The sequence below is a fragment of the Murdochiella vaginalis genome, from assembly GCF_902381775.1.
Lineage (GTDB): Bacteria > Bacillota > Clostridia > Tissierellales > Peptoniphilaceae > Murdochiella > Murdochiella vaginalis.
This window is the reverse complement of record NZ_LR698969.1, coordinates 1,027,123-1,049,452: the sequence shown is the minus strand read 5'-3', so window position 1 is coordinate 1,049,452 and position 22,330 is coordinate 1,027,123. Positions and strand designations below refer to the sequence as shown.

At 49.0% G+C, this 22,330-nt stretch carries 19 protein-coding genes; 3 read left to right on the top strand and 16 right to left on the bottom strand.

The features are described 5' to 3' along the window. Positions 1 to 150: 150 nt before the first annotated feature. The 4 genes from FXY30_RS04590 to FXY30_RS04575 all read right to left on the bottom strand — a co-directional run bounded on the left by FXY30_RS04590 (position 151) and on the right by FXY30_RS04575 (position 2,742). Complete coding sequence (locus FXY30_RS04590) at positions 151 to 411, bottom strand: HPr family phosphocarrier protein (protein ID WP_071705518.1); 261 nt, start codon at positions 409 to 411, stop codon at positions 151 to 153. Between the two features lie 43 nt (positions 412 to 454). Then, the gene (locus FXY30_RS04585; protein ID WP_071705517.1) at positions 455 to 1,462 is read right to left on the bottom strand and encodes a LacI family DNA-binding transcriptional regulator; all 1,008 of its coding nucleotides are present in this window, start codon (positions 1,460 to 1,462) and stop codon (positions 455 to 457) included. Between the two features lie 239 nt (positions 1,463 to 1,701). Then, positions 1,702 to 2,160 (bottom strand): hypothetical protein, encoded by a 459-nt coding sequence (locus FXY30_RS04580; protein WP_071705516.1) that lies wholly within the window; start codon positions 2,158 to 2,160, stop codon positions 1,702 to 1,704. A 24-nt stretch (positions 2,161 to 2,184) separates the two neighbouring features. After that, positions 2,185 to 2,742: a YtxH domain-containing protein gene (locus FXY30_RS04575; protein WP_071705515.1), complete on the bottom strand. Its 558-nt coding sequence runs from the start codon at positions 2,740 to 2,742 to the stop codon at positions 2,185 to 2,187. 409 nt (positions 2,743 to 3,151) lie between these two features. Between FXY30_RS04575 and FXY30_RS04570 the strand changes: the two genes are divergently transcribed. The 3 genes from FXY30_RS04570 to FXY30_RS04560 all read left to right on the top strand — a co-directional run bounded on the left by FXY30_RS04570 (position 3,152) and on the right by FXY30_RS04560 (position 6,846). After that, entirely contained in the window at positions 3,152 to 3,949 is a 798-nt protein-coding gene (locus FXY30_RS04570) for an NAD(+)/NADH kinase (protein ID WP_071705514.1), read from the top strand. A 78-nt stretch (positions 3,950 to 4,027) separates the two neighbouring features. After that, complete coding sequence (trkA, locus tag FXY30_RS04565; protein WP_071705513.1) at positions 4,028 to 5,389, top strand: Trk system potassium transporter TrkA; 1,362 nt, start codon at positions 4,028 to 4,030, stop codon at positions 5,387 to 5,389. Continuing rightward, positions 5,386 to 6,846 (top strand): TrkH family potassium uptake protein, encoded by a 1,461-nt coding sequence (locus FXY30_RS04560; RefSeq protein WP_071705512.1) that lies wholly within the window; start codon positions 5,386 to 5,388, stop codon positions 6,844 to 6,846. The genes trkA and FXY30_RS04560 overlap by 4 nt, the downstream gene beginning before the upstream one ends. 14 nt (positions 6,847 to 6,860) lie before the next feature. On the opposite strand, the gene FXY30_RS04555 is transcribed toward FXY30_RS04560, so the two are convergent. From FXY30_RS04555 to gap, 12 genes are all read right to left on the bottom strand, one after another. Further along, positions 6,861 to 8,249, bottom strand: a complete 1,389-nt coding sequence (locus FXY30_RS04555) for a peptidoglycan D,D-transpeptidase FtsI family protein (protein WP_071705511.1) — start codon at positions 8,247 to 8,249, stop codon at positions 6,861 to 6,863. Beyond that, on the bottom strand, positions 8,236 to 9,519 hold the full coding sequence (locus FXY30_RS04550) for an FtsW/RodA/SpoVE family cell cycle protein (protein ID WP_071705510.1): 1,284 nt from the start codon (positions 9,517 to 9,519) through the stop codon (positions 8,236 to 8,238). The genes FXY30_RS04555 and FXY30_RS04550 overlap by 14 nt, the downstream gene beginning before the upstream one ends. Further along, positions 9,509 to 10,015, bottom strand: a complete 507-nt coding sequence (locus FXY30_RS04545; protein ID WP_071705509.1) for an FHA domain-containing protein — start codon at positions 10,013 to 10,015, stop codon at positions 9,509 to 9,511. The genes FXY30_RS04550 and FXY30_RS04545 overlap by 11 nt, the downstream gene beginning before the upstream one ends. 136 nt (positions 10,016 to 10,151) lie before the next feature. Then, complete coding sequence (locus FXY30_RS04540) at positions 10,152 to 11,846, bottom strand: phospho-sugar mutase (protein ID WP_071705508.1); 1,695 nt, start codon at positions 11,844 to 11,846, stop codon at positions 10,152 to 10,154. Positions 11,847 to 11,922: 76 nt separating this feature from the next. Next, the gene (pulA, locus tag FXY30_RS04535; RefSeq protein ID WP_071705507.1) at positions 11,923 to 13,884 is read right to left on the bottom strand and encodes a type I pullulanase; all 1,962 of its coding nucleotides are present in this window, start codon (positions 13,882 to 13,884) and stop codon (positions 11,923 to 11,925) included. Then, the gene (gene glgA / locus FXY30_RS04530) at positions 13,881 to 15,335 is read right to left on the bottom strand and encodes a glycogen synthase GlgA (protein ID WP_071705506.1); all 1,455 of its coding nucleotides are present in this window, start codon (positions 15,333 to 15,335) and stop codon (positions 13,881 to 13,883) included. The genes pulA and glgA overlap by 4 nt, the downstream gene beginning before the upstream one ends. A gap of 3 nt (positions 15,336 to 15,338) precedes the next feature. Then, positions 15,339 to 16,466, bottom strand: coding sequence for a glucose-1-phosphate adenylyltransferase subunit GlgD (gene glgD, locus FXY30_RS04525; protein WP_071705505.1), 1,128 nt, complete (start codon positions 16,464 to 16,466; stop codon positions 15,339 to 15,341). 3 nt (positions 16,467 to 16,469) lie between these two features. Beyond that, on the bottom strand, positions 16,470 to 17,609 hold the full coding sequence (locus FXY30_RS04520; RefSeq protein WP_071705504.1) for a glucose-1-phosphate adenylyltransferase: 1,140 nt from the start codon (positions 17,607 to 17,609) through the stop codon (positions 16,470 to 16,472). 185 nt (positions 17,610 to 17,794) lie between these two features. Next, the gene (gene eno / locus FXY30_RS04515) at positions 17,795 to 19,102 is read right to left on the bottom strand and encodes a phosphopyruvate hydratase (protein ID WP_071705503.1); all 1,308 of its coding nucleotides are present in this window, start codon (positions 19,100 to 19,102) and stop codon (positions 17,795 to 17,797) included. A gap of 26 nt (positions 19,103 to 19,128) precedes the next feature. Beyond that, a complete protein-coding gene (gene tpiA, locus FXY30_RS04510) occupies positions 19,129 to 19,884 on the bottom strand; it encodes a triose-phosphate isomerase (protein ID WP_071705502.1) in 756 nt (251 codons plus the stop codon). Between the two features lie 110 nt (positions 19,885 to 19,994). Next, positions 19,995 to 21,188, bottom strand: coding sequence for a phosphoglycerate kinase (locus tag FXY30_RS04505; RefSeq protein WP_071705501.1), 1,194 nt, complete (start codon positions 21,186 to 21,188; stop codon positions 19,995 to 19,997). 106 nt (positions 21,189 to 21,294) lie between these two features. Then, entirely contained in the window at positions 21,295 to 22,299 is a 1,005-nt protein-coding gene (gene gap / locus FXY30_RS04500) for a type I glyceraldehyde-3-phosphate dehydrogenase (protein WP_071705500.1), read from the bottom strand. Positions 22,300 to 22,330 lie beyond the last annotated feature (31 nt).

Below are 22,330 nucleotides of genomic sequence, written 5' to 3'. Positions count from 1 at the left end.
TTCGCCTCCTTACCGCATCGCAATGTCTTTGCACGCCGTTTTTCACGATATCCACTACGATAAGGGCGTCCTTACAAACGCCTTTCTTCCCTTTCTTCTTTTTTCAGGCAAAAAAAGAAAGGGAGCATCGTAAGGTGCTCCCTGTCATCGTCAGTCGGTCAGTTGCGAGATGAACTCTACAATCCGATCTACATGTGCCTCGGCATCCTCTCCGTTTACGCGAACGGTGATATCCATGCCTTTGGAAATACCCAGGCTCATCACGTTGAAGATGCTTTTTGCGTTAGCAACCTTGCCATTCTTGACCAATTCCACATCCCCCGGGATGTTTTTTACGAATTGTACCAACGCTGCTGCCGGCCGTGCATGTAAGCCTGTCTCATTGACCACCGTTACCGTTTTCTCTGCCATGTAAACCTCCTTCAGGATAATAAGGGCTCGTGTCTGTTATACCCTACTTTTTTTGCTCTGTCGACTCCCCAATAAGAATTTGCGTTGGTAAATATAAGGTTTCGTCAAGAGTTGTCTTTCCCTGTAGCGTTTTTGTTAAGGCCCGCATCGCCACTGCACCGATGTCATAATAGGGTTCTTCCATTGTCGTCAAGCGCGGGCGAAAAATCTGCACATCGGGAGAGCCGCCGAACCCGGCAATCTGAAAGGCATCAGGAATGATAATCCCGTGATCATAGCAATACGTCATAACGCCGATCGCCAGCTCATCGTTCTCACAAATCAAAGCATCAAAAGAATCCTTTTCACTTCCTTGAAGCAATTCTTCAGCGGCATGATAGCCGGCCTCAATGTTGTCTCCATCCGCATCGATTTTGACGGGAGTAAGGCCTTTTTCGCGCATGGCATCGTCATAACCACCGCAACGCTCTTTGGAAAAATCAAAATTCAAGCTGCTACGCAAGTACCGTACGGAACGATTGCCTAAGGAAAGAACATAGTTCGTCAATTCCTTCATCGCTTCGCGTTGATGAATGGTGACCGTGTGTAAATCCGCCGACTTATAGAAGCGGTCAAGAAGAACATACGGCAGGCGATATTCCTTAATTTTCACCATCGTTTCCGGTTCGATACTTTCCGAAAGAATGATGATGCCTTCCACTTGCTTGCGATAGAGAAAGTCAATCGCTCGTTGTTCCAATTCCCGTTCCCCATACGTGCTGGAGAGAAGAATATCGTAATTATACATACGTCCGATTTCTTCTGCGCCGCGAATCATCTCCGCCATGTAATGAATACCGATATCCTTAACGAGGATGCCGATCGAATTGGATTTCTTCATTACGAGACTGCGCGCCAGTTCATTGGGTTTGAAACCAAGCTTGTTGATGGCATCGATGACCTTACGTTGCGCTTCCGGGCTGACCGGCTTAGACTTGTTCATCACGCGCGAAACGGTGGAGATCGATACCCCGGCTAATTTTGCTACATCCTTAATTGTCGGTTGTGCCATAAGTTCACCTCTATTCCCTGTATCGCTACCTGTGTTCAGAATACCATAAAAACGATTCCATGTGAAAGAATTTCTTTGTTTGCTGCTTGGATCTTGCTGTACAATCCGTTTTCCCCATGTTTTCACATAACACATCTTGAAGGATCGAGCCGAAAAAATTAACCTTTTCACAAAAAAAGAAGCCCCCCGATCGGGGCTTCTTTTCAGACTCCTGTGTTAATGTAACACTGTCCGATGTGCTATTTATGCAGGACATCGCGCACAATGCGCAACACTTCTTTCACATAATTTAGCGTGGAGCTTCCACGGTTGACATTGGTCGAAATAAGATCCGCTGTGTCCACAGCCGCCGTCGCTACATACTGCACCGTATCCGCCACATCACTGCTTAAACGATTGGCATTCTCTAACGTGGTTTTTGCTTGCGCAAGGGAATCAACAATGGATTCAGAGGAATCGTCCAGTATCGTATTCACCTTGTCCAGCGTGTGGTCCAGTCGTTCGGTAAGAACCGGCAACGATTTAATGGTTGCATCCAGCTCCTCACTATTCTTATCGATGAGCTCCTGAAAAGCAGACGTCATCGTCTTCAAATTGTTTAACACCCGAATGAGTACAACAACCGCAACGATAAGAAGTATGAACAGGGCAAACAACAATACGTCCTGTAACGATACGGTTAAGGTCAAGTTGTTCATCGTAAACCTCCTGCCTGTTCGCCGTTATTTATCTGCTTTTTTTGCTGCTTCTTTAACGTCTTCTTTGACGTCTTTGGCCGCTTCTTTTACATCTTTTTTGACGTCCTTTGCCGCTTCCTTCACGTCCTCGGCCGCTTTTTTCGCGCCCTTTCCGGCATCTTCTGCAGCGTTTTTGGCGCCTTCCTTGATCGCTTCGGCTTTATCGGAGGCTTCTTCCTTGGCCTTGGAAATTTCGGTTTTTAAGCCATGAACGGATTCTTCGTATTGTTGCCCCAGATCCTCTAATTTTTCTTGAATGGCGGGACGAATCTGGCTCAGCTTTTCACCAACGTCGTTGCCGAAATCGCGTGCAAGATTGACATATTCATCCGCTTTATCACGAACCACGTCACCGGCCTCTCTCGCCTTTTTCGCGATATCCTGACGTGTTTCTTCCCCAGACTTCGGAGCAGTCAAAATGCCGATGCCAGCGCCAATAGCGGCCCCTATGATAAGACCCAAGCCCACTTTTTTGCTATCTTCACGACGTGCGCGAATGACGCGTTCCCTATTTTTCGCTTCGATATAATCAATAATCCCCATAACAACTCCTTTTCTGTTCTTTCGCTTCGGTTAGATGGGCGCTACAGCGTTGCCATCGTTCGTCGTTCTATCGCTCAACAAACGCTACTTCCTGCGATCTGTTTCACGTTATACCCCATTCGCAACCAAAAAAACTCCCGCCGATCAGGCGGGAGGAATAGACGAATCCTTGGGCCTTACTCGTTTAATACCTTCTGTATGTGAAGGTGGAACAGCTGCCTTGCGCTTCTGACGTCCCCTCAAAGGGGGCTTGCCTTCGGTTGTAGGACTCCGCCGTTCCTTATAAGATGCGTAGGTTTAATTTTCAGGCGTATCCAAGGACAATTTGAGTGTAGCATACCTTTTCCCGTAGTACAAGAGAGTCCGAAATGTGATACCATTACTGCAGTATGCAGGAAAGGGATGCCAGATGGAAACGATCAATCTTTTTCGAAAGCCGGGCATGGAATCGGATGTGGTGCATGAACGTGTGCAACGTTTTTTTCAAGACCATGACTATACGATTTCCCGCCTCTACGATGAACAAGCAAAATATAATGTGGTCATCGGCGGAGACGGCACGTTTCTTCGTGCCGTTCACTCGACCAGCTTTTCTTCCATTCCATTTTTAGGCATCAATACCGGGCATTTGGGCTTTTTTCAAGAAGTCAACACCACCGATCTGGAAGAGCATCTCACGCTGCTTTTGAATAAAAAATATGAGATTCATTCGCAAGCCCTTCTGGGCGTCACCGTCGAGACGACGGCCTGGACCTATACTCTGCTTGCCGTCAATGAGTTTTTGGTCAAGAGTAGCGATGAGCATATTGTGCATCTGGGAGTCAACATCGACAGTGTGGATTTTATCAACACTTCCGGAGATGGATTGATGTTTTCCACGCCGGCAGGCTCCACCGCCTATACCCTTTCCGCAGGCGGTTCCATTTTGCATCAGACGCTCAAGGGCTATCAGATCACTACGCTGCATCCCGTTCGATCCAAAAGCTTTGATTCCCTGCCCACTTCCTTGGTTCTTCCGGCGCCATCCAAAACCGTTGTCACAATCGATCGACCGGATCAAGAACGCATTCAACTGGTTGGAGACGGCATATCTCACCACTTTCACGGCGTAAAACGCTTCACTTTTTTTGTTCCCGAAGATACCATTCGCCGGGTGATTTTCCGTACCAACTGGTATTGGAAAAATTTACGTGATAAACTCTTTTGACCGAAAAAACATTCTCTTGTATTTGCGTTTTTGAAAAAACGCGGCATACATTTTGTTATAGAAAGATAGGGAGACAGAATGGACATTGTTATCGTTGGAGCAGGAAAGATGGGCGAAGAGCTTTGCCGAAGTCTGTCCGCGGAAGGCCACAATATCACATTGATTGAAAAAAATGCGGATCGGCTACAACTGCTTCTCGAATCCTACGACATCACCGGCGTCTTAGGCAATGGCTCTTTCTATGAGATACAATCGCGCGCCGACGTCGGTCAATGCGATATTTTTATTGCCGTCACCGAGCAGGACGAAATGAATATCATTTCCTGTGTGATTGCCAACCGTATCGGTGCGAAATATACCGTTGCACGCATCCGTACGCCGGAATACGCCGAACATCTGGATTTTACTTCCAAAAATCTGGGCATTTCGCTAATGGTCAATCCGGAGCGCGAGGCGGCGCGAGAGATTTTTCGCACGTTGCAATTTCCTACGGCATTAAGCGTAGAATCTTTTGCGCACGGCCAGGTGACGATGGTCGAATTGCTGGTGAAAGAAGACAGTCCCATGATCGGCATGAACATGATTGCTTTTCGCAAGCGCTTCCCGGGACTTATTACGGCTATTATCCAGGAAAATGAACGCTCTGTTATTCCCAGCGGCGAAACCACCTTTCAGGCCGGACAACATTTCTACGTGCTCGGCGAGCACAAGGATTTGCGTAACCTTTATGCGGAATTCGGTGGACTTTCCCGCATCAAATCGGTGCTGATCGTCGGCGGCGGGCGTATCGCCCGTTATGTACTCGACATGCATCGCAAAACTTCCAAACACATCAAGTTGATTGAATCCAACGAATTCATCGCAAATGATCTGGCTGAGGAGTTTCCCAATTTTGAAATCATCTTCGGCGACGGAACGGACCAGACCCTCCTCAAAGAGGAGAATATCCAGGAATATGATTGTGTGGTCGCCATGACCGGAATCGACGAGGAAAATATCATCCTCTCCATGTTTGCCGCTTCGGAAGGCGTCCCGCGCACCATTACCAAAGTCAATCGTCTGGCACTTTTGCCGATTGCTTTCAGCGTAGGTGTGCAGTCCATGATCACACCCGTAAACTTGGGTGCTACGGCCATCATCCGTTATGTGCGCTCGATTGACAATGCTTCACAAAGCTCCAACATTGAGGCGCTCTACCGGGTTCGCAGCAGTAAGGTGGAAATCATGCAATGCTTTGCTCGCCCCACGTTTCACGCAATTAATGTTCCTCTCTCGCAGGTAAAATTTCGAGAGGGCGTGCTCATCGCCCTCATCGTACGCGAGCATCAAATCATCATTCCTTCCGGTCATGATTCCATTCAGGTAGGAGATCATGTGCTTTTGGTCTCGAATCACGGCATGGCCAATGAATTAAACGGATTTTTGCGAGGTGAAGGATGAACCATTCCATCACGCGCTTTATTATGGGAAGAGTCTACGGCGTCTTCTCTCTGCTCTTATTATTGCCTCTCGGCGTGTCGCTTATTTATCAGGAGCCCCTTTTGAATCAAGGGGCATGGCTTGCCGCGATTGGTCTCTCAGCCGTTCTTTTTTTGCTGTTGGGAAGAAAAGAGCCTTCCAATTCGGATTTTTACGCTCGGGAAGGTTTGGTCATGTGCGCTTTTCTTTGGCTTTCCATGTCACTGATCGGCGGTTTGCCACTCTATTTAACCGGGCAGTATCCTTCCGTAGTAGATGCCTTTTTTGAAATTGCCTCCGGTTTAACCACAACCGGTGCATCCGTTTCGCATAACGTTGAGCTGCTGAGCCATTCCGTTCTCTTTTGGCGTTCCTTTACCCATCTGATCGGTGGTATGGGCGTACTCGTTTTTGTTCTTGCTTTAACGCCCCACGCCTCATCCAGCTCGGTACAGATCGCTAAAGCGGAAATGCCCGGTCCGGCCTTTGGCAAGCTGGTGGCAAAGCTATCGGATACAGCGCGCATCCTATATGGGATTTACCTCTCCCTCACAGCGCTCCTTGTCGTCTTTTTACTGCTTGGCAAAATGCCTCTTTTTGACGCGCTCTGTCACGCCTTCGGTACGGCAGGTACCGGCGGTTTCAGCGTGAAAGCTGCCTCCATTGGTGCATATCACTCGCCCTATATTGAGTGGGTCCTTGGTATCGGCATGCTGGTTTTTACGGCGAATATCAATCTCTACTACTTTGTGCTGATCGGACGTGCAAAAAAAATGTTTCAGAATGAAGAATTCCGCTGGTTTTTAGGAATTTTCGGTGTGCTTTTTGCCGCATTAACGCTTTGTCAGCTGGGTTTTGGAGAAACTTCGCCTTCCACCACGATACGAGATTCCTTCTTTTCTCTTTCGTCGGTGCTATCCACCACCGGCTTTTGTACTGCCGATTTTGCGCGTTGGCCGCTTTTTTCACGCTTTATTTTGCTCATCGCCATGGCAGTCGGTGGCTGCGGCGGGTCCACGGCAGGAGGCTTTAAGGTTTCCCGTGTAGCCATTACCGTGAAGTCCGCATTTCGCACCTTAAAGCAGACGCGCCATCCGCGCCGTGTTGTACCGCTTCACTTTGATGGTGATGCGATGGATGGCGCTTCTCTTCGTAAACTTTACGGCTATCTTGCTATCTACTTGCTTTGTATCATGGTGTTGATTCTTATTGTGTGTCTGGATCCGTTTACAGATACCATTGAGACGGCCATATCCACGGTATTTGCCACCTTTAATAATGTGGGGCCCGGCCTCGGCAGTCTGGTCGGTCCAACCGGAAATTATGCCGGATTTCATTCTGTTACGAAATTCCTTTTAAGTGTCGGCATGATTGCCGGGCGCCTCGAAATTTGGCCGGTGCTCATTCTCTTTTCTCCGCGCACCTGGAAAAAACATTAAGAGATGGTGTTCGGCTATTGGTGTAACGCTTGAGAAAGAATTTCCGCGACAACGGGCATGGCGGCTTCCCGGCCAGTGCGGCCATCGTCTTCCATAACCACGCATACAACCACCTTGGGGTTGTCCGCGGGCGCAAATCCGATGGTCCAGGCATTCGTAGAATCCTTAACCGTTTCGGCCGTTCCCGTTTTGCCTCCGGCACTCTGCCCGATTGCATCCGCTAAACCGATAGCATCCCCGGTTGCCACCAGATCTTCTCGCAAGATCGAAGCGAAAGAAGGCGAAATCTGGTGCAGGATCGTGGGCTTTGTTGGCTTTATTATTTCTCCCGCAGGCGAAAGAAAGTGTTTTACGATGTGCGGTTCGAGCACTTCTCCGCCATTCGCAAAGGCGGCATAGGCCACTGTCATCTGTAGTGGGGTGGCCAACATATCTCCTTGCCCAAAGCTATCCGAAACTTTGAGATTGATATCCATGCCTTCCTTGTAATTCGCCGTGGACTTTGCAGTCGGCAACAGGAACGGCAACTCCTGGTTAAAGCCCACCGACTCCATAGCCTCACGCAATACGGCAGGATCCAAATTCTTCGTTTTATCCACAAAATACACATTCGAGGAATGCATCAGCGCTTCTTTTAATCCAATTTCGCCAAACACGGCTCCGTTAGCATTGGTATAGCGTTGTCCGTTCACCGTCGTCTCCCCGGTGTCCTCATACTGTAGATCCACGCCTTCACGAAGCAAGGCTAACGCCGTAATCGGCTTAATCACCGAACCCGGTGTATATCTTCCCAATGTCGCACGGGGAAAAAGCACTTGCCCTTCATCTTCAATCAATTCATTCCAGCGATCATCGACATCATTGACATTGAAGGACGGAAGCGAAACCATAGCCAAAATTTCTCCGGTCTTCACATCCATGGCGATTGCCGCTCCCTTATGTCCCTCCATGGCGGTATAGGCACAGTATTGCAGATCATTATCAATGGTCAGGACGGCATCATTGCCGATGCCCTCATTCAATACGCTTCCGCGCAAGGCTGCAATGGGATTGTCTGTGGAAAGATTGAGCAATTCACTGTTCAATGCTTTTTCCAAGCCCGTTTTGCCGTACAGATCGGAATGATAGCCAATCACATGGGAATACATGTTCGGATGATTGGCATAGCGATAATATCGACCTTCTTCATCCTTTTCGCGTCCGACCAACTCTTCGCCGTTTCGATCATAAAAGCGCCCGCGACCGAAATGCGTTTCGTCCACCCAGTTTCGCATATTTAAAGAGTTGGCGCGCAAAGCCGGCGCTTTCACCAACTGAAAAAACACGAGATAAAGCACGAGTCCTAAAAAAAGAATGAGAAACAGCCCGATTAATAGAGCCAAACGACGTTTACTGCGCTTCATGAACGCCTCCTTTATATGGCATCCGCTCCGAGCAAGTCTGCAAAATGGCCAGCAAAATAAAACTTGAAAGCAAAGAAGAGCCGCCATACGTTAAAAATGGCACCGTAATGCCGGTTAAGGGAATCACTTTTAAAACACCGGCGAACATGATAATCGCCTGTGAAGCGAAGATCGCACTGACGGCAACCGCCGCAGCTGCATAAAAATCCCGCTCTTGCTGCATAGCGATTTTCAGGCCGCGATACAGCAAAAGGACAAAGAGCAAAATGAGACAGATGCCCATAAACGAGCCCATTTCCTCAATAACCGAGGCGAAAATAAAATCGGAATGGCCAAGAGGAACATTTTCAGGATGCCCCATCCCGATGCCGGTGCCGAAAAAGCCGCCCTCTGCAACAGCAAAAAGCGCCTGAATGATCTGGTATCCTTTATCATTAAAATCCTGCCAAGGGTTCCACCACATGGCAAAGCGTACCCGCACATGACCGAACAGGTGGTAGGCCGCATACAAACCTACGATAGCAAAAAGCAGATTGACCACCGGAATCCAACGATGCCGTTCAAATGCAATTTGCAGCGTCAGCAGGGTCGCAAAAAACACGGCTGCTGTACCCAATTCCCGTTGCAAAAGGAACAGTCCCAGCAACACATAGACCATAATCGTCAAGGAAATGCGACCAAAAAACGTCTTTTCATGTTGCTCGTAGTTTTTATACCACGAGGCAAGAAAGAGAACGAAGGGTATTTTGGCAAACTCCGAAGGTTGCACGCGAATGCCGGCAATGGAAATCCAGTTGCGTGCGCCACCGAAGGTCACACCGAAAGCCAAGGTAACGAGAAAAAGCATAAGGGTAACGACGAAATAAAACAGTGTATGCCCTTCCCAAAGCGTGGGCGTGTGCCGCAGAATAACCGTCACCACAAAAAACGCGACCAAGCTCGCGAGATAGATCATCAGCTGTTTTTCCCCTCGAGCGGGATCAAGACGATAGATCATGATGATACCGACGCTGAAAATCATATTGGCAATGAGCAAAAGATAACTGTCTCCTTTTGTTACGACGTGCAAAATCGTCAACGAAAGCAAGGAGACCAGCAAAAGTCCGCCTCCGAATAGGAGGGATCGTTCACTCAGCTCTTTTACCTGAAAAAGGTAGACCAGAAAAATCGCCAAAAACTGAAACAGAAACAGCAGCCATTTCGTCTGCGCATAGGCGAACCGGGCAATTTTCTCGTTCGGCTGCGGGCGATGCAGAAAATCAGTCTTCATGTTCTTCCTCGTTTAAAAATACAAAATGCAGACCGCCCAGCGCAACGATGTCGCGGGAATGAAGCTCCGTCGGCTGCAGAACAATGCCGTCGTTCACGGTTGTCGGATTGGTGGATTGCAAGTCATCAATGAAAAAATGGGAACCGTTTTGAACGATGACAGCCTGATGCTTACTCATCTGCCGATCTTTGATCACGATGGTATTATCGTCCGCACGTCCGATAGACGTATTATCGGAAAGATAATATTCGTCCCGCAAGGGAAAATCGTAATCGTCGGGATTGCTCAAAAGGCGCAGGGAGGCAGCTTGTACCGGCCGACGTGCGGTCGTCTGTTGAATATCCATCGTAATCATGCGCACAATGCGGCTGATAAAGGACAGGACGATGATGACGAAGATAAACTTTAACACGGTGGAAAGAATCATATAAATGGTCACTTTCCCAAATAATTCCGTGAAAAACACTGCCTCTAATGTGTTAAAAAAATCGTTCATAGAACCTCCCCACATTCCTCTGTGCATGATGCAATCATCTTATGGTTCCTCTGTGGTGATTTTTTGTGCAAAAAGCGGAACTCAAAAGGCTATATGAAAGCCCTCCTGCCGACCTGTTCGGCAAGGAGGGCTTTGCTCATTTGACTGCGTGCATTTGCGCCGTAATTTTTTCTGCCAATTCGTCACAAAGAACATCTGCCTGTTGTTCCTGTTCCGCCACCGAATACACATAGAGTTTGATTTTAGGTTCCGTTCCGGAAGGACGAATCGCACACCAGCACTCATCATCAAATTCATATTTGAGAACATTGGACTTCGGCAATCCTGTGTCATCTTTGAGATAATCCGTTACGCGCACGAGCGTACGGTTTCCGGCATCGACGAGTCCCTTTGCTCGGAAGTTTTCCATGATACGCCCGATGAGCGCCTGTCCGTCGGCTCCTTCTTTAACGATGGAGATCAGTTTATTCCCATAGTAACCATATTCCGCATAGATGTCGTGCAAGACATCAAGAAGCGTTTTTTGCTGCGTTTTTTTGTAGAACGCCGCCGCCTCTACAAGCAACATGGCCGAAGAAACGGCATCTTTATCTCGCACAAATTCGCCGTGATTATAGCCGATGCTTTCCTCATAGCCGAACACGAAGGTGTGTTCCTTGGTGGTATCCCACTCGTTGACCGGGGCGGCAATGTTTTTAAAGCCGGTGAGCACATCATAGAGAGCAAGACCGTACTTTTTCGTGATCTTTCGCGCAATATCGCCGGTCACGATGGACTTTATAACGGCACCGTCTTTGGGCAGTTTCCCCGTCGCGGCCATCTCCGAAACAATGTAGTGCGTGAGCAAAGCGCCAATATGGTTGCCATTGAAAAATTGATACGTACCGTCGGGCTTCCGCACTTCCAGAGCCAAACGGTCAGAATCCGGATCGGAAGCGATCAAAAGCTCCGCTCCCACTTCTTTTCCTTTTTTCTCCGCTAAACGGAAACATTCCGGCCGCTCCGGATTGGGATAGCCTGTCGTTGTAAAATCCGGATCGGGCTCGATTTCTTTCGCAACCAGCGCCATGCCCGTAAAACCGCGACGTTTCAGAACCGTGCGAATCGGAATATTGCCGCAACCGTTGAGAGGTGAATAGACGAACGGAATGGTCTTGTCCACATCATCATGAATGGTTAAGGAGAGCACCTTGTCCAAATAGCGTTGCATCAGGCCGTCGTCGATGAGTACAATTTTGCCTTTCGCCACGCCTTCCTCAAACGACATGCGAGAAATCTGTCCATCCGCCTCACAGGCATGAATGTTCGCTTCAATACGTTCCGCCCAGTCGTCTAAAATCTGTGAACCGGCCGTACCATAGGCTTTATAGCCGTTATACTCGCGCGGATTATGCGAAGCGGTCACCATAACGCCTGCAAAAGCGCCCAGATCCCGAATGGTATACGACAAGACCGGTGTCGGCACAATATCGCGATGCAGATACACACGAATACCGTGCGCCGCAAAAATCTCCGCCGAAAGATGAGCAAATTCGCGGGACATATGACGGACATCATAGCCGATGGCCACGCCCTTTTTCTTAGCTTCTTCCCCTTCTTCTGCAATCATGCGGGCAAAGCCTTCCGTCGCCCTGCCAACCGTCACCACGTTCATGCGATTGGTGCCGGCGCCGAGTTTTCCACGCAAGCCGGCGGTTCCGAAGTGCAGCGATTGATAAAAGCGATCCTTAATTTCCTCTTCTTGTCCCCGTATGGCAATCAGCTCTTCTTTCAATGCCGGATCTAAGCTGTCATCTGCCAGCCATTGTTCGTAAATAGGATAATAGTCCACGATAGCCTCCTTATGATTTTTTATCACAAAACTTTTTATAAGCATTCCTCTATAGTCATCACTCGTTTCCATCATGTTAATAAAGCACCTGAACACGAAAAAGCGTCATGGAAATCGGCGCGAGCGGCAAATGTAAATGCTCCCTGCGGCTCACCTCTACACGATTACCCGAAACCAAGCCCCATCGATCAAAAATACGTTGCGCCGCAATGCGCTCGGCATGCAACGCATCAAAAAGCACCGTAATGTCCGCAGAAAAATCCCACCAGCCGTCATGAAACAGCGAAACAAGATAATCCTTGCTTTTTCGTTCCCCCAGACGATAGGTCACGCCGATGACGGAAGGCTCGTCAATGGGAAGAAGCTTGACACGCTCCCGCACTTCCTTCCCGGTTTCCAACCGAAATACATCGTATTGTTTGCGCAGCGCAATGAGCTGCTGCACATAGCGGAAAAGTGATGCGTGCTTCTGTTTTTCACGCCAATCGATCGCATTCACCGCATAGGGAGAACAATACGAGTTGGCATCCATTTTCTTGGATCTGCGAAATGCGTTTCCGGCATGAAAAAACGGAATGCCCTGCGCCGTCAGCAAAATTCCGAATGCTAATTTTGTCGCCGCCTCACGATGCTCCTCTGTGTCCATCGATAGCACGAGCTTATCCTCGAGTATGAGATTGTCATGCGCGTTGAAATAATTGATCGCATTCGTCGGATCCCAAATCCCTCCATTGCGGCCTTTTCCGTCGTTGATGGATCCCAAAAGACCGATTTCCGTTCCGCGCTTTCCAAGCGCATTGCCTTGTAGGAAGCCTCTTTCGACGCCTTCCACGCTTCCGCACAAAGCATCTCGAAATGGGGCATTAAAAAGGGCAAAGCCCTCTCCATTTTGTGTTCCCCATCGTGTCTGTTGCTCCTCCGGCAGAGGCGATGGTTGTGCCATCCAAGGCTCCCCATAGATCACTGCATTTGGGTTTACATGGCGCAAAGCTTTTATAGCCATCCGAACGGTTTCTTGATCCAATAAGGCCATCAGATCGAAACGAAAGCCATCGATGCGATACTCTTTTTGCCAATACAGCAACGACTCCAAAATAAATTTTCGCATCATAGGGGCTTCCGATGCCAGCTCGTTTCCTACGCCGGATCCGTTTGCAAAATTATTGTTTACTTTGCGATAGTAATAGTTCGGAACCAAGAGATTAAAAGGCGAATCCTTGGTACGAAAGGTGTGATTATAGACCACATCCAAAATCACACCGATGCCGGCATCATGCAGCTTTTGTATCGCCGTCTTCAGCTCACGGATACGCACCTTCGGATCCCAGGGATCCGTTGCATAGGCACCTTCCGGAACATTATACAGATGCGGGTCATATCCCCAGTTATAGTTATCCTCCGCACCGAAGCGGGACGGGTGCTCATCGACGGTTGCATTTTCGGCAATGGGCATCAAGTGCACATGGGTAATTCCCAGCTCTTTGAGATGCTCCATGCCTGTCTTCACATTTTGGTACGCACTTTTCTCGACGAGTCCAAGGTATTTTCCAGGAAACTTGGCTCCGCTGTTCGTATGAAAGGAGTAATCGCCAACATGCAATTCATACAGAATCGCATCCTTCGATTTCGTGCTCACATAGGCACTCTGCCGAAATCCCTGCGGATCCGTGGATGAAAGATCCACGACAGCGCTGCGCCTTCCGTTGAGCGATGCGGATACGGAATAGGGATCCGGAACCTCCACGCCATCCGCGACGTAGGTGTAAAAATATCCGTCCCAATCCCCTTCTACACGAGCCGTATAGATGCCTTCCTTCTCATGCATTTCGACGCTTTGATACATTCCGCCTTCTGTGGAATCGAAAAGTCGAAGCTCCACACGACGCTTGGTGGGCGCCCATACGCGAAATACGCTCTCGTCTTTTTTATAGGTCACACCCAGCTTCGCCGCAAGAGCATAGGCGGAGGCAACGGGAATTTCCATGGCTGTTGCACAAGAGGACGACATAGCATCCTTTCGTTCTCTTACTTCGATCATTGTGTATTCGTTCCTTGTCCGAACGGATTCAAAGATTCATACAAGGCCAGATATTGCCGACTGGAAACCTGCCAGCTCAGATCCTTGTTCATTCCGTTTTTCTGCAGCAAGGTAAAATCCTGCGGATGATCACGATACACCTCGCAGGCGCGCTGCATGGTAAAGAGCAGATCATGGGCATTCACATTGGCAAAGCTGAATCCTTCCCCTGTCTTTTCGTACTGATTATACGGTGACACGGAATCGCGCAGTCCGCCGGTTTCCCGTACCAACGGCACGCATCCGTAGCGCATGGCGATCATTTGCGAAAGTCCGCACGGTTCAATCATGGAAGGCATCAAAAAGAGATCGGCGCCGGCATACACTTCGTGGGATTCATGCGTTGAAAAATGGATGCGCGCAGCCAACTTTTTCGGATATTGCTCCGCAAAATAGCGGAACATTTCTTCATAGGTCGCATCCCCTGTGCCGACAACGACAAACTGCACATCCTCCTGGAGAAATTCATCCAGAATATAGCGCACCAAATCCAGCCCCTTCATGGCGTTTAAGCGCGTAACCATGCCGAAAAGCGGAACATCGTCACGAACGGGAAGTCCCACAGCTTTTTGCAAGGCCTGCTTATTTTTCTTGCGCAGAGAGAGGGTGCGTACATCAAACGGCTGCGCGATCTCTTGATCCGTTCGCGGATTCCAAACGTCTTCATCGATTCCGTTTAAAATGCCGGAAATCTTCCAAGAATACGCATTGATCACATTCTGCAGCCCCTCGGCAAAGAAGGGATAATGAATTTCTTCGGCATAGGTTTCAGAAACCGTGTTCACCTTCGTCGCATGCACGATAGCCGCCTTCATGAAGTTGATGGACTCGTAAAATTTCAGGTCATAGTCCGAATAATAGGCCGGATTCAGGTTGGTCCAGAAAAACAGATCCGGCGAAAACTGGCCTTGGTACTTCAGGTTGTGAATCGTATAGAGGGAACGCGTTTCGCGATAAAAATCGTCACCACGACGAAAATCATTCAAATAGACGGGTGCTAGGCCGGCATGCCAATCATTGGCATGGATGACATCCACCTTCCAATCCAAAACACGCGGAAGGCGCACCGCTGCCTTAGCAAAAAAGATGAAACGTTCCCCGTCATCATACTGTCCGTAGATGCTCGGCCGCTTAAAATAATATTCATTATCTAAAAAATAGTAGGTCGCTCCATTATAAGACAGCGCGTAAACGCCGCAATATTCATTTTTCCAGCCCACGCTAACCGCAAATTGTGCAACCAGACGCATGCGGTGCCGATAGGATTCTTCTATTTGTGAGTAAAGAGGAAGAACCACACGACAATCGCAGCCTATTTGGTTCAGTGCCTTTGGCAAGGAGGCGGCCACATCCGCCAATCCGCCGGTCTTAATAAAAGGAGCTGCCTCCGCCGCTACATAGAGAATATTCATTTCTTACCTCGAAATCACTTCTTTCTTTCCCACCACAAACGGATGAGAATATGCGCCTGCAAGCGTAACGCCCTCTTCGATCACCGCCTGTTTATCCGTAATCGTATTGACGACAACGGCATTGGGACCGACAACGGTTTTTTCATTCAAAATACTATTGCGTACGATTGCATCCTTATGCACATGCACGCCGCGAGAAAGAATGGAATTTTCCACTTGTCCTTCGACGATACAGCCATTCGCCACCAGACTGTTGCGCACGTTCGCGCTGGAAGCATACATAGTCGACGGTTCATCCTTGGACTTGGTGTAGACCATGTTATCACGGAAGAAAATTTCCTGGTAGAGATCCTGGTCCAAGAGGCTCATGCTGGCCTGAAAGTAGGAATAGATGTCGTTGATCACCAAAACCGGAGCGGACACCTCATACACGCCAATTTTTAGCCGCTTTCTTTCCTTATCGACGGCTTCGACAAGCGTCGTGGCCGACCCTCGCTCGAGCGAGCGTTTCACCAGCTCCACAAAAACCGTGCGCTTAATAAACATGCGCTCCAGATAAAGCGGAAACGCTTCATTGGTTCCCAGATTGATGCCCATGTTCACGAAATTTCCCTGATCATCTAAAATCAGCTTGCTCATGTTGGTGTAGACGCCGCCCCGATCTTCGATGTTTTTGTAGAAAAGCAAAACATCGTCGCCGCTTTCCAAAAAACGATCATACGCTTCGTCCAGATCCGCTTTAGTAATCATCATCGGATTCATAACATGAATGTTGGACGCTGTGGATTCCTCAAAAAACGTGATGGAATCATAATACGTCTGAATGATGCTCGGATGCTGGTCCCAGTTTCGACTCGGCGGGTTGATAAACAAGCCGTTGTTGCGTCGGTTGAGTTCCCAGTTTTTGCCATCGCCAACATGGTCCAGCGTGGAACGTATATTGTTCCCGCCATAAAGGATGACGCGGGATAAGCTGTAGTTGGAAAGGCTGGAAAGAGCAAAGTCGATGATGCGATATCGTCCGCCGAAGGGAATCATATAGTCCGGACGATTTTCGGAGAGCCGGCCGAAGTCGCGGTAGCCGTGTGTGCCGTCATAACGAGAATAAATAATGCCAAGACAATCTTTCATCGCCTACTCCTTTGTGATTTTTCCGCCGGCAACCAAATAGATGGCTTCGGATTGCTCTTGCCCGATCGTTTGCTCCGCTTTAATAACCTCATGTTCTCCGATGACCGCATGGGAGACTTTTGCGCCTTTTTGGATGACAGTGCCGGAAAGAACAACACTGTCTTTTACCTCAGCCCCCTCTTCCACGGTAACGTTGGTAAACAAAACACAGTGCTCCACTTTGCCGTAAATGCGGCACGCCTCATTGACCAGGGAGTTCGTGACTTCTGCTTTTTCGCCGATATAATGCGGCGGAAGGTTTTTCGCCGACGTGTAAATGCGCCAGTTTTTTTCATAAATATCCAAGCCATTATGAGGATCAATCATATCCAGATTGGCTTCCCAATAGCTTTTAATCGTGCCGACGTCTTTCCAATACCCCTTAAACCGATAGACATATAGCGGCATTTGGGCCTTGAGCATCTTAGGAATGATGTCATGACCAAAGTCGTAGGTGGAATCCTTGTCGTTATAGTCCTCGACCAATGCTTTGCGCAGGGTAGGCCAGTTGAAAATGTAAATGCCCATCGAGGCTAAATTGCTCTTCGGGTTTTTGGGCTTTTCTTCAAACTCCACGATGCGATCGTTCTCATCCGTATTCATGATGCCGAATCGGGAAGCTTCGTCCCAAGGTACTTCCATGACCGCAATTGTCGCTTCAGCGCCCTTGTTAACGTGCACATCCAAGAGGTGGTTGTAGTTCATTTTATAAATATGATCACCCGATAGAATCAGCACATATTTGGGATTCAGATTGTCCAAAAAGGCCATATTCTCGTAAATTGCATTGGCGGTTCCGGCATACCAGCGACCGCCTTCTTCGGAATAGAACGGAGAAAGCAAGCGCAGGCCGCCATATGTGCGGTCATAATCCCATGCGGTGCCGATGCCGATATGTTCATTGAGCCGAAACGGTTTATATTGAGTCAAAACACCGATGTCATGAATATCCGAGTTGGTCGCATTGCTCAGGGCAAAGTCAATAATGCGATATTTCCCGCCAAAGGGCACTGCCGGCTTTGCGGTATCTCGCGTCAGCGCTTTTAAACGCGAGCCTTGTCCGCCTGCCAGAAGCATGCAAACCATGCCACTTTGATTTCTCATTCGTGCTCCCTCCTTTATGTTCGTTGCTCTATCACCGCCTTGCGGCAAAACGTTATCCTTCTTGTTTTATTTTACCATTTCCTGCAGAAAGATGGGATGAAAACGAATGCATAAAGAAAGACGGCATCGAATTCTCGATACCGTCTTTCTTTTCCGACTTTTAAACGTTTCAAAGCTATCGTTCTTTATTCCTGTTCGGGAAGGTTGTAAAAAGCATTCATGCCGGGATATACCGCTTCATCGGCAAACATGTCTTCAATGCGCAAAAGCTGATTATACTTGGCAACGCGATCGGTACGGCTGGGGGCTCCCGTTTTGATTTGACCGGCATTGGTCGCTACCACCAAATCGGCGATCGTCGTATCTTCGCTCTCGCCGGAACGATGCGAAACAATGGCCGTGTAGCCTGCACGCTTCGCCATTTCAATGGCATCAAGCGTTTCTGTGAGCGTGCCGATTTGATTGACTTTAATCAAAATCGAATTCGCTACATGCATGGAAATGCCTTTGGTCAAGCGCTCCGTATTGGTGACAAAAAGGTCATCGCCGACGAGCTGCACCTTATGGCCAATGCGTTCGGTCATCTTCTGCCAGCCTGTCCAATCTTCTTCTGCCAGGCCGTCTTCAATGGAAATGATGGGATATTTGGCAATCCACGACTCCCATAAATCAATCATTTCCTCTGTGGTCTTAAATTCATCGGTCTTCCAGAAGTAATAACCTTCCTTGCCGATTTTTTTGGCCTCTTCGTACAGTTCTGTCGTAGCAGGATCCATCGCAATCATGAAATCTGTTCCCGGCGTAAAACCGGCAGCTTCAATGGCTTTTACAAGATACTGCAGCGGTTCTTCATCATTTTTAAAGTTCGGAGCAAAGCCGCCCTCATCCCCTACGGCCGTCGGATGTCCATCCTTGGTCAATACGCTTTTTAGCGTATGGAATACTTCTGCGCACTGTTCCAGCGCTTCCGACCAGGAACCGGCTCCCACCGGCATAATCATGAACTCCTGGAAATTCACCGAGTTGTCCGCGTGTTTTCCGCCGTTAATAACGTTCATCATCGGTACCGGCATGGTTTTGGCATTGACCCCTCCGATGTAGTTATAAAGCGGCATGCCATACTCATCCGCCGCTGCGCGTGCGCAGGCAAGGGACACGCCAAGAATAGCGTTTGCGCCGAAATTGGCTTTGTTCGGTGTTCCGTCGGCTTCTATCATGGCATGATCAATGCCTACCTGATCGGTCACTTCCCAACCTTCCAAAAGCGTTGCCAACTCATTGTTCACATGATCAACAGCCTTTAAAACGCCTTTACCGCCGAACGCCTTCTCGCCGTCGCGCAGTTCTACCGCTTCAAAAGCACCTGTCGATGCACCGGAAGGCACAATCGCACGACCGAAGCCGCCAAGCTCCGTCGTGACTTCTACTTCCACTGTCGGATTGCCGCGGGAATCCAAAACCTGACGTGCATAAAGATCAATAATTTGTGACATATTCTTCTCCTTTGCTTTGCACCATTTTAATCAATGCGATAATTGACTAAACTAATAAAACTCGCCGCCTCTAAGCTTGCACCGCCGACGAGTGCGCCGTCTATATTTTCCTGTTCCATAATCTTCTTGATATTCTCGGGCTTGACAGAACCGCCGTAGAGAATGCGTACATTTTCCGCTGCGTTGGGAGAAACAATCGTCGCCACTTGACGACGAATAAAGGCCGCCATTTCTTCCGCATCCGAATCGGAAGCGGTTTTTCCGGTACCGATCGCCCAAATGGGTTCATACGCGATGACCAGCTTTTTGAAATCGTCCGGCTTCACATTCTGCAAGGCCGACAGCAATTGTCCTTGTACCTTTTGCTCCTGTTTTCCGGCTTCTCTCTCTTCTAGCGTCTCGCCTACACAGAGAATGGGAAGAAGCCCTTTCGCTAAAGCGGCATCGACCTTTTTTTGAATCAGGGCATCGGATTCTCCAAAGAGTTCGCGACGCTCGGAATGCCCGAGAATAACATATTCCACCTGCAAATCCTTGAGCATGGCGGCGGAGATTTCACCGGTGTACGCGCCGTGATCGGCATAGTGCATATTCTGTGCGCCGAGGTGCAGCTGAGAATCGTCCATCACTTCATTGACAGCCTGCAGATCTACCGCCGGTACGCAGACCAATGCCTCGACGGCGACATCCAGTTCGATGGAATCTATTTGACGCACCAGCATCTGCGCCTGATACGGCGTTTTATTCATCTTCCAATTGCCGGCAATAAGCGGTTTTCGCATAACGTCCTCCTGTTCTTTTGTTCTCTCTTCATTCCGTTTTAACGACGTGCTATTTCCTGTATTCTGTGAGCTCTGCCTTTGTTCTTCTTTCGGAAGCGGCACGAGGAAAATTATCGATCCGAGATGGCAGCAATACCGGGAAGCTTTTTGCCTTCCAGAAATTCCAAGGAAGCGCCCCCGCCCGTTGAAACATGCGTCATTTTGTCTTTTAATCCGGCCTGCTCCACGGCCGCTGCGCTATCGCCGCCGCCGATAATGGTCACGCCGGCGCAATTTGCCATGGCTTTGGCCAATGCAATGGTACCATTCGCAAATTCCGGAATCTCAAAAACGCCCATGGGACCGTTCCAAACCACCGTTTGTGCTGATTCAATAATTTTCACGTAACGCTCGGCTGTTTTCGGGCCGATATCCAAGGACATTTTATCCTTCGGAATGGCATCGATGGAAACGACTTCCGTCGTTTGACCGGGTTTCACCGCATCAGCAACAACGCCGTCCACAGGCAATTCCACGCGCACTCCCTTTTCCTCGGCGCGATGGAGCAGTTCCTTCGCTAAATCGATCTTGTCAGCCTCCAACAGCGAGGTGCCAATCTCTTTTCCGAGCGCTTTGAGGAAGGTATAGGCCATGCCGCCACCAATAAGGATTGTGTCCACCTTGTTGAGCAAGTTTTCAATGACGCCGATTTTATCGGAAACTTTTGCGCCGCCTAAGATGGCGACAAAGGGACGTTTCGGATCGCTTAGCGCCTTGCCCATAATCTCCACTTCTTTTTGCACCAAAAAGCCCAGAGCGGAAGGTAACAAGGCGGCGACGCCGACATTGGAGCTGTGTGCACGATGACAGGTGGCAAACGCATCATTCACAAAAAGGTCGGCCAACGAGGCAAGCTTCGCGGCAAATTCCGGATCATTCTTTGTTTCACCCGCAACATAACGCGTATTTTCCAATAAGCAGACTTCCCCACTTTTCATGGCAGCGACGTTTTTCTTCACCTCGTCGTCCACGACGGATGCAGACGGGAAGAACGCCACGGGCTTCTTGAGCAGCTTCGCCAGAAGCTCGGCCACCGGTTTTAAAGTGAGTGCCGGGTCCGCTCCCTTCGGGCGTCCCAAATGGCTCATTAAAATGACGGTCGCATTCTTTTTTAGCAAGGCCTCGATCGTCGGAAGCGCGGCAACAATACGGCTGTCATCCGTAATACGTCCCGATCCGTTTTTTTCTTGTGGCACATTAAAGTCCACGCGCACCAAGACTTTTTTTCCGTTCAAATCATAATCGTCAATTGTCTTTTTCGGCATGCTCTGCATCCTTTCATCCATTTTTTAAGTCGGCGTTCCAAAGAATAAAAGAAAAGAGGAACGAACCGAAAAAAAGCGAGGAGCTCACTCCTCGCTTTTTGTTCATTTATTTCGCGACTTCCGCGAAGTATTTGAGGGTGCGCACCATGTTGCTGGTAAAGCCCATTTCATTGTCGTACCACGAGCAGGTCTTAACGATTTGTTCGCCGTTCGGACCCTCGACCACGTTTGTCAGTGTGGCGTCGAAAATGGAAGGCACCGGAACCCCAATGATATCAGAGCTTACAATCTCGTCTTCATTGTAGCGGAACCATTCGGCTTCATGCTCTTTCATCGCCGCATTCACTTCCTCCACGGTGACCTTCTTGTTCAGCACCGAATAGAGCTCAACGATGGAGCCGGTGATAACCGGAACGCGCAATGCACTTCCGTCGATGCGGCCGCTTAATTCCGGAATGACTTTTCCGATGGCTTTTGCCGCGCCCGTCGTTGCCGGAATGGTGTTGGCTGCACCCGCACGGTTCTTTCTTCCGCCCGGAGCATCCTGCATACGCTGTGTTGCGGTGTAGCCGTGAATGGTAGACATAATGGAATGATCCACACCAAAGGCCTCATTCAGCGCGTTCACCATCGGTGCCAGGCAGTTTGTCGTGCAGGACGCTGCCGATACGATGAGATCATTATCGTCGAGACTCTTATGGTTAACCCCGTAGACAATCATCTTAACGCCTTCGCCCTTCGCCGGGGCCGAGATCAGCACGCGCTTTGCACCGGCATCGATGTGCGCCTGTGATTTTTCTTTTGATGTATAAAAGCCGGTGCACTCGAGAACGAAATCAACACCCAGTTCTTTCCATGGCAAGTCGGCGGCATTCTTTTCAGCGTAGCAACGAATTTCATGTCCTTCCACGATGAGGCTGTCGCCCTTTAATTCGACGTGATACGGAAAAGCTCCCTGCGCTGTATCATACTTTAATAAATAAAGCAGATCCTCATTGTCCGTCAAATCGTTGATTGCCACTACTTCCAACTCCGGTGCATTGCGTAGCATCTCACGCAAAGCAAGACGACCGATACGCCCGAAGCCGTTAATTGCAACTTTTGTAGCCATGTTTCCTCCTGTTTCTACCCGATGGGTGTCC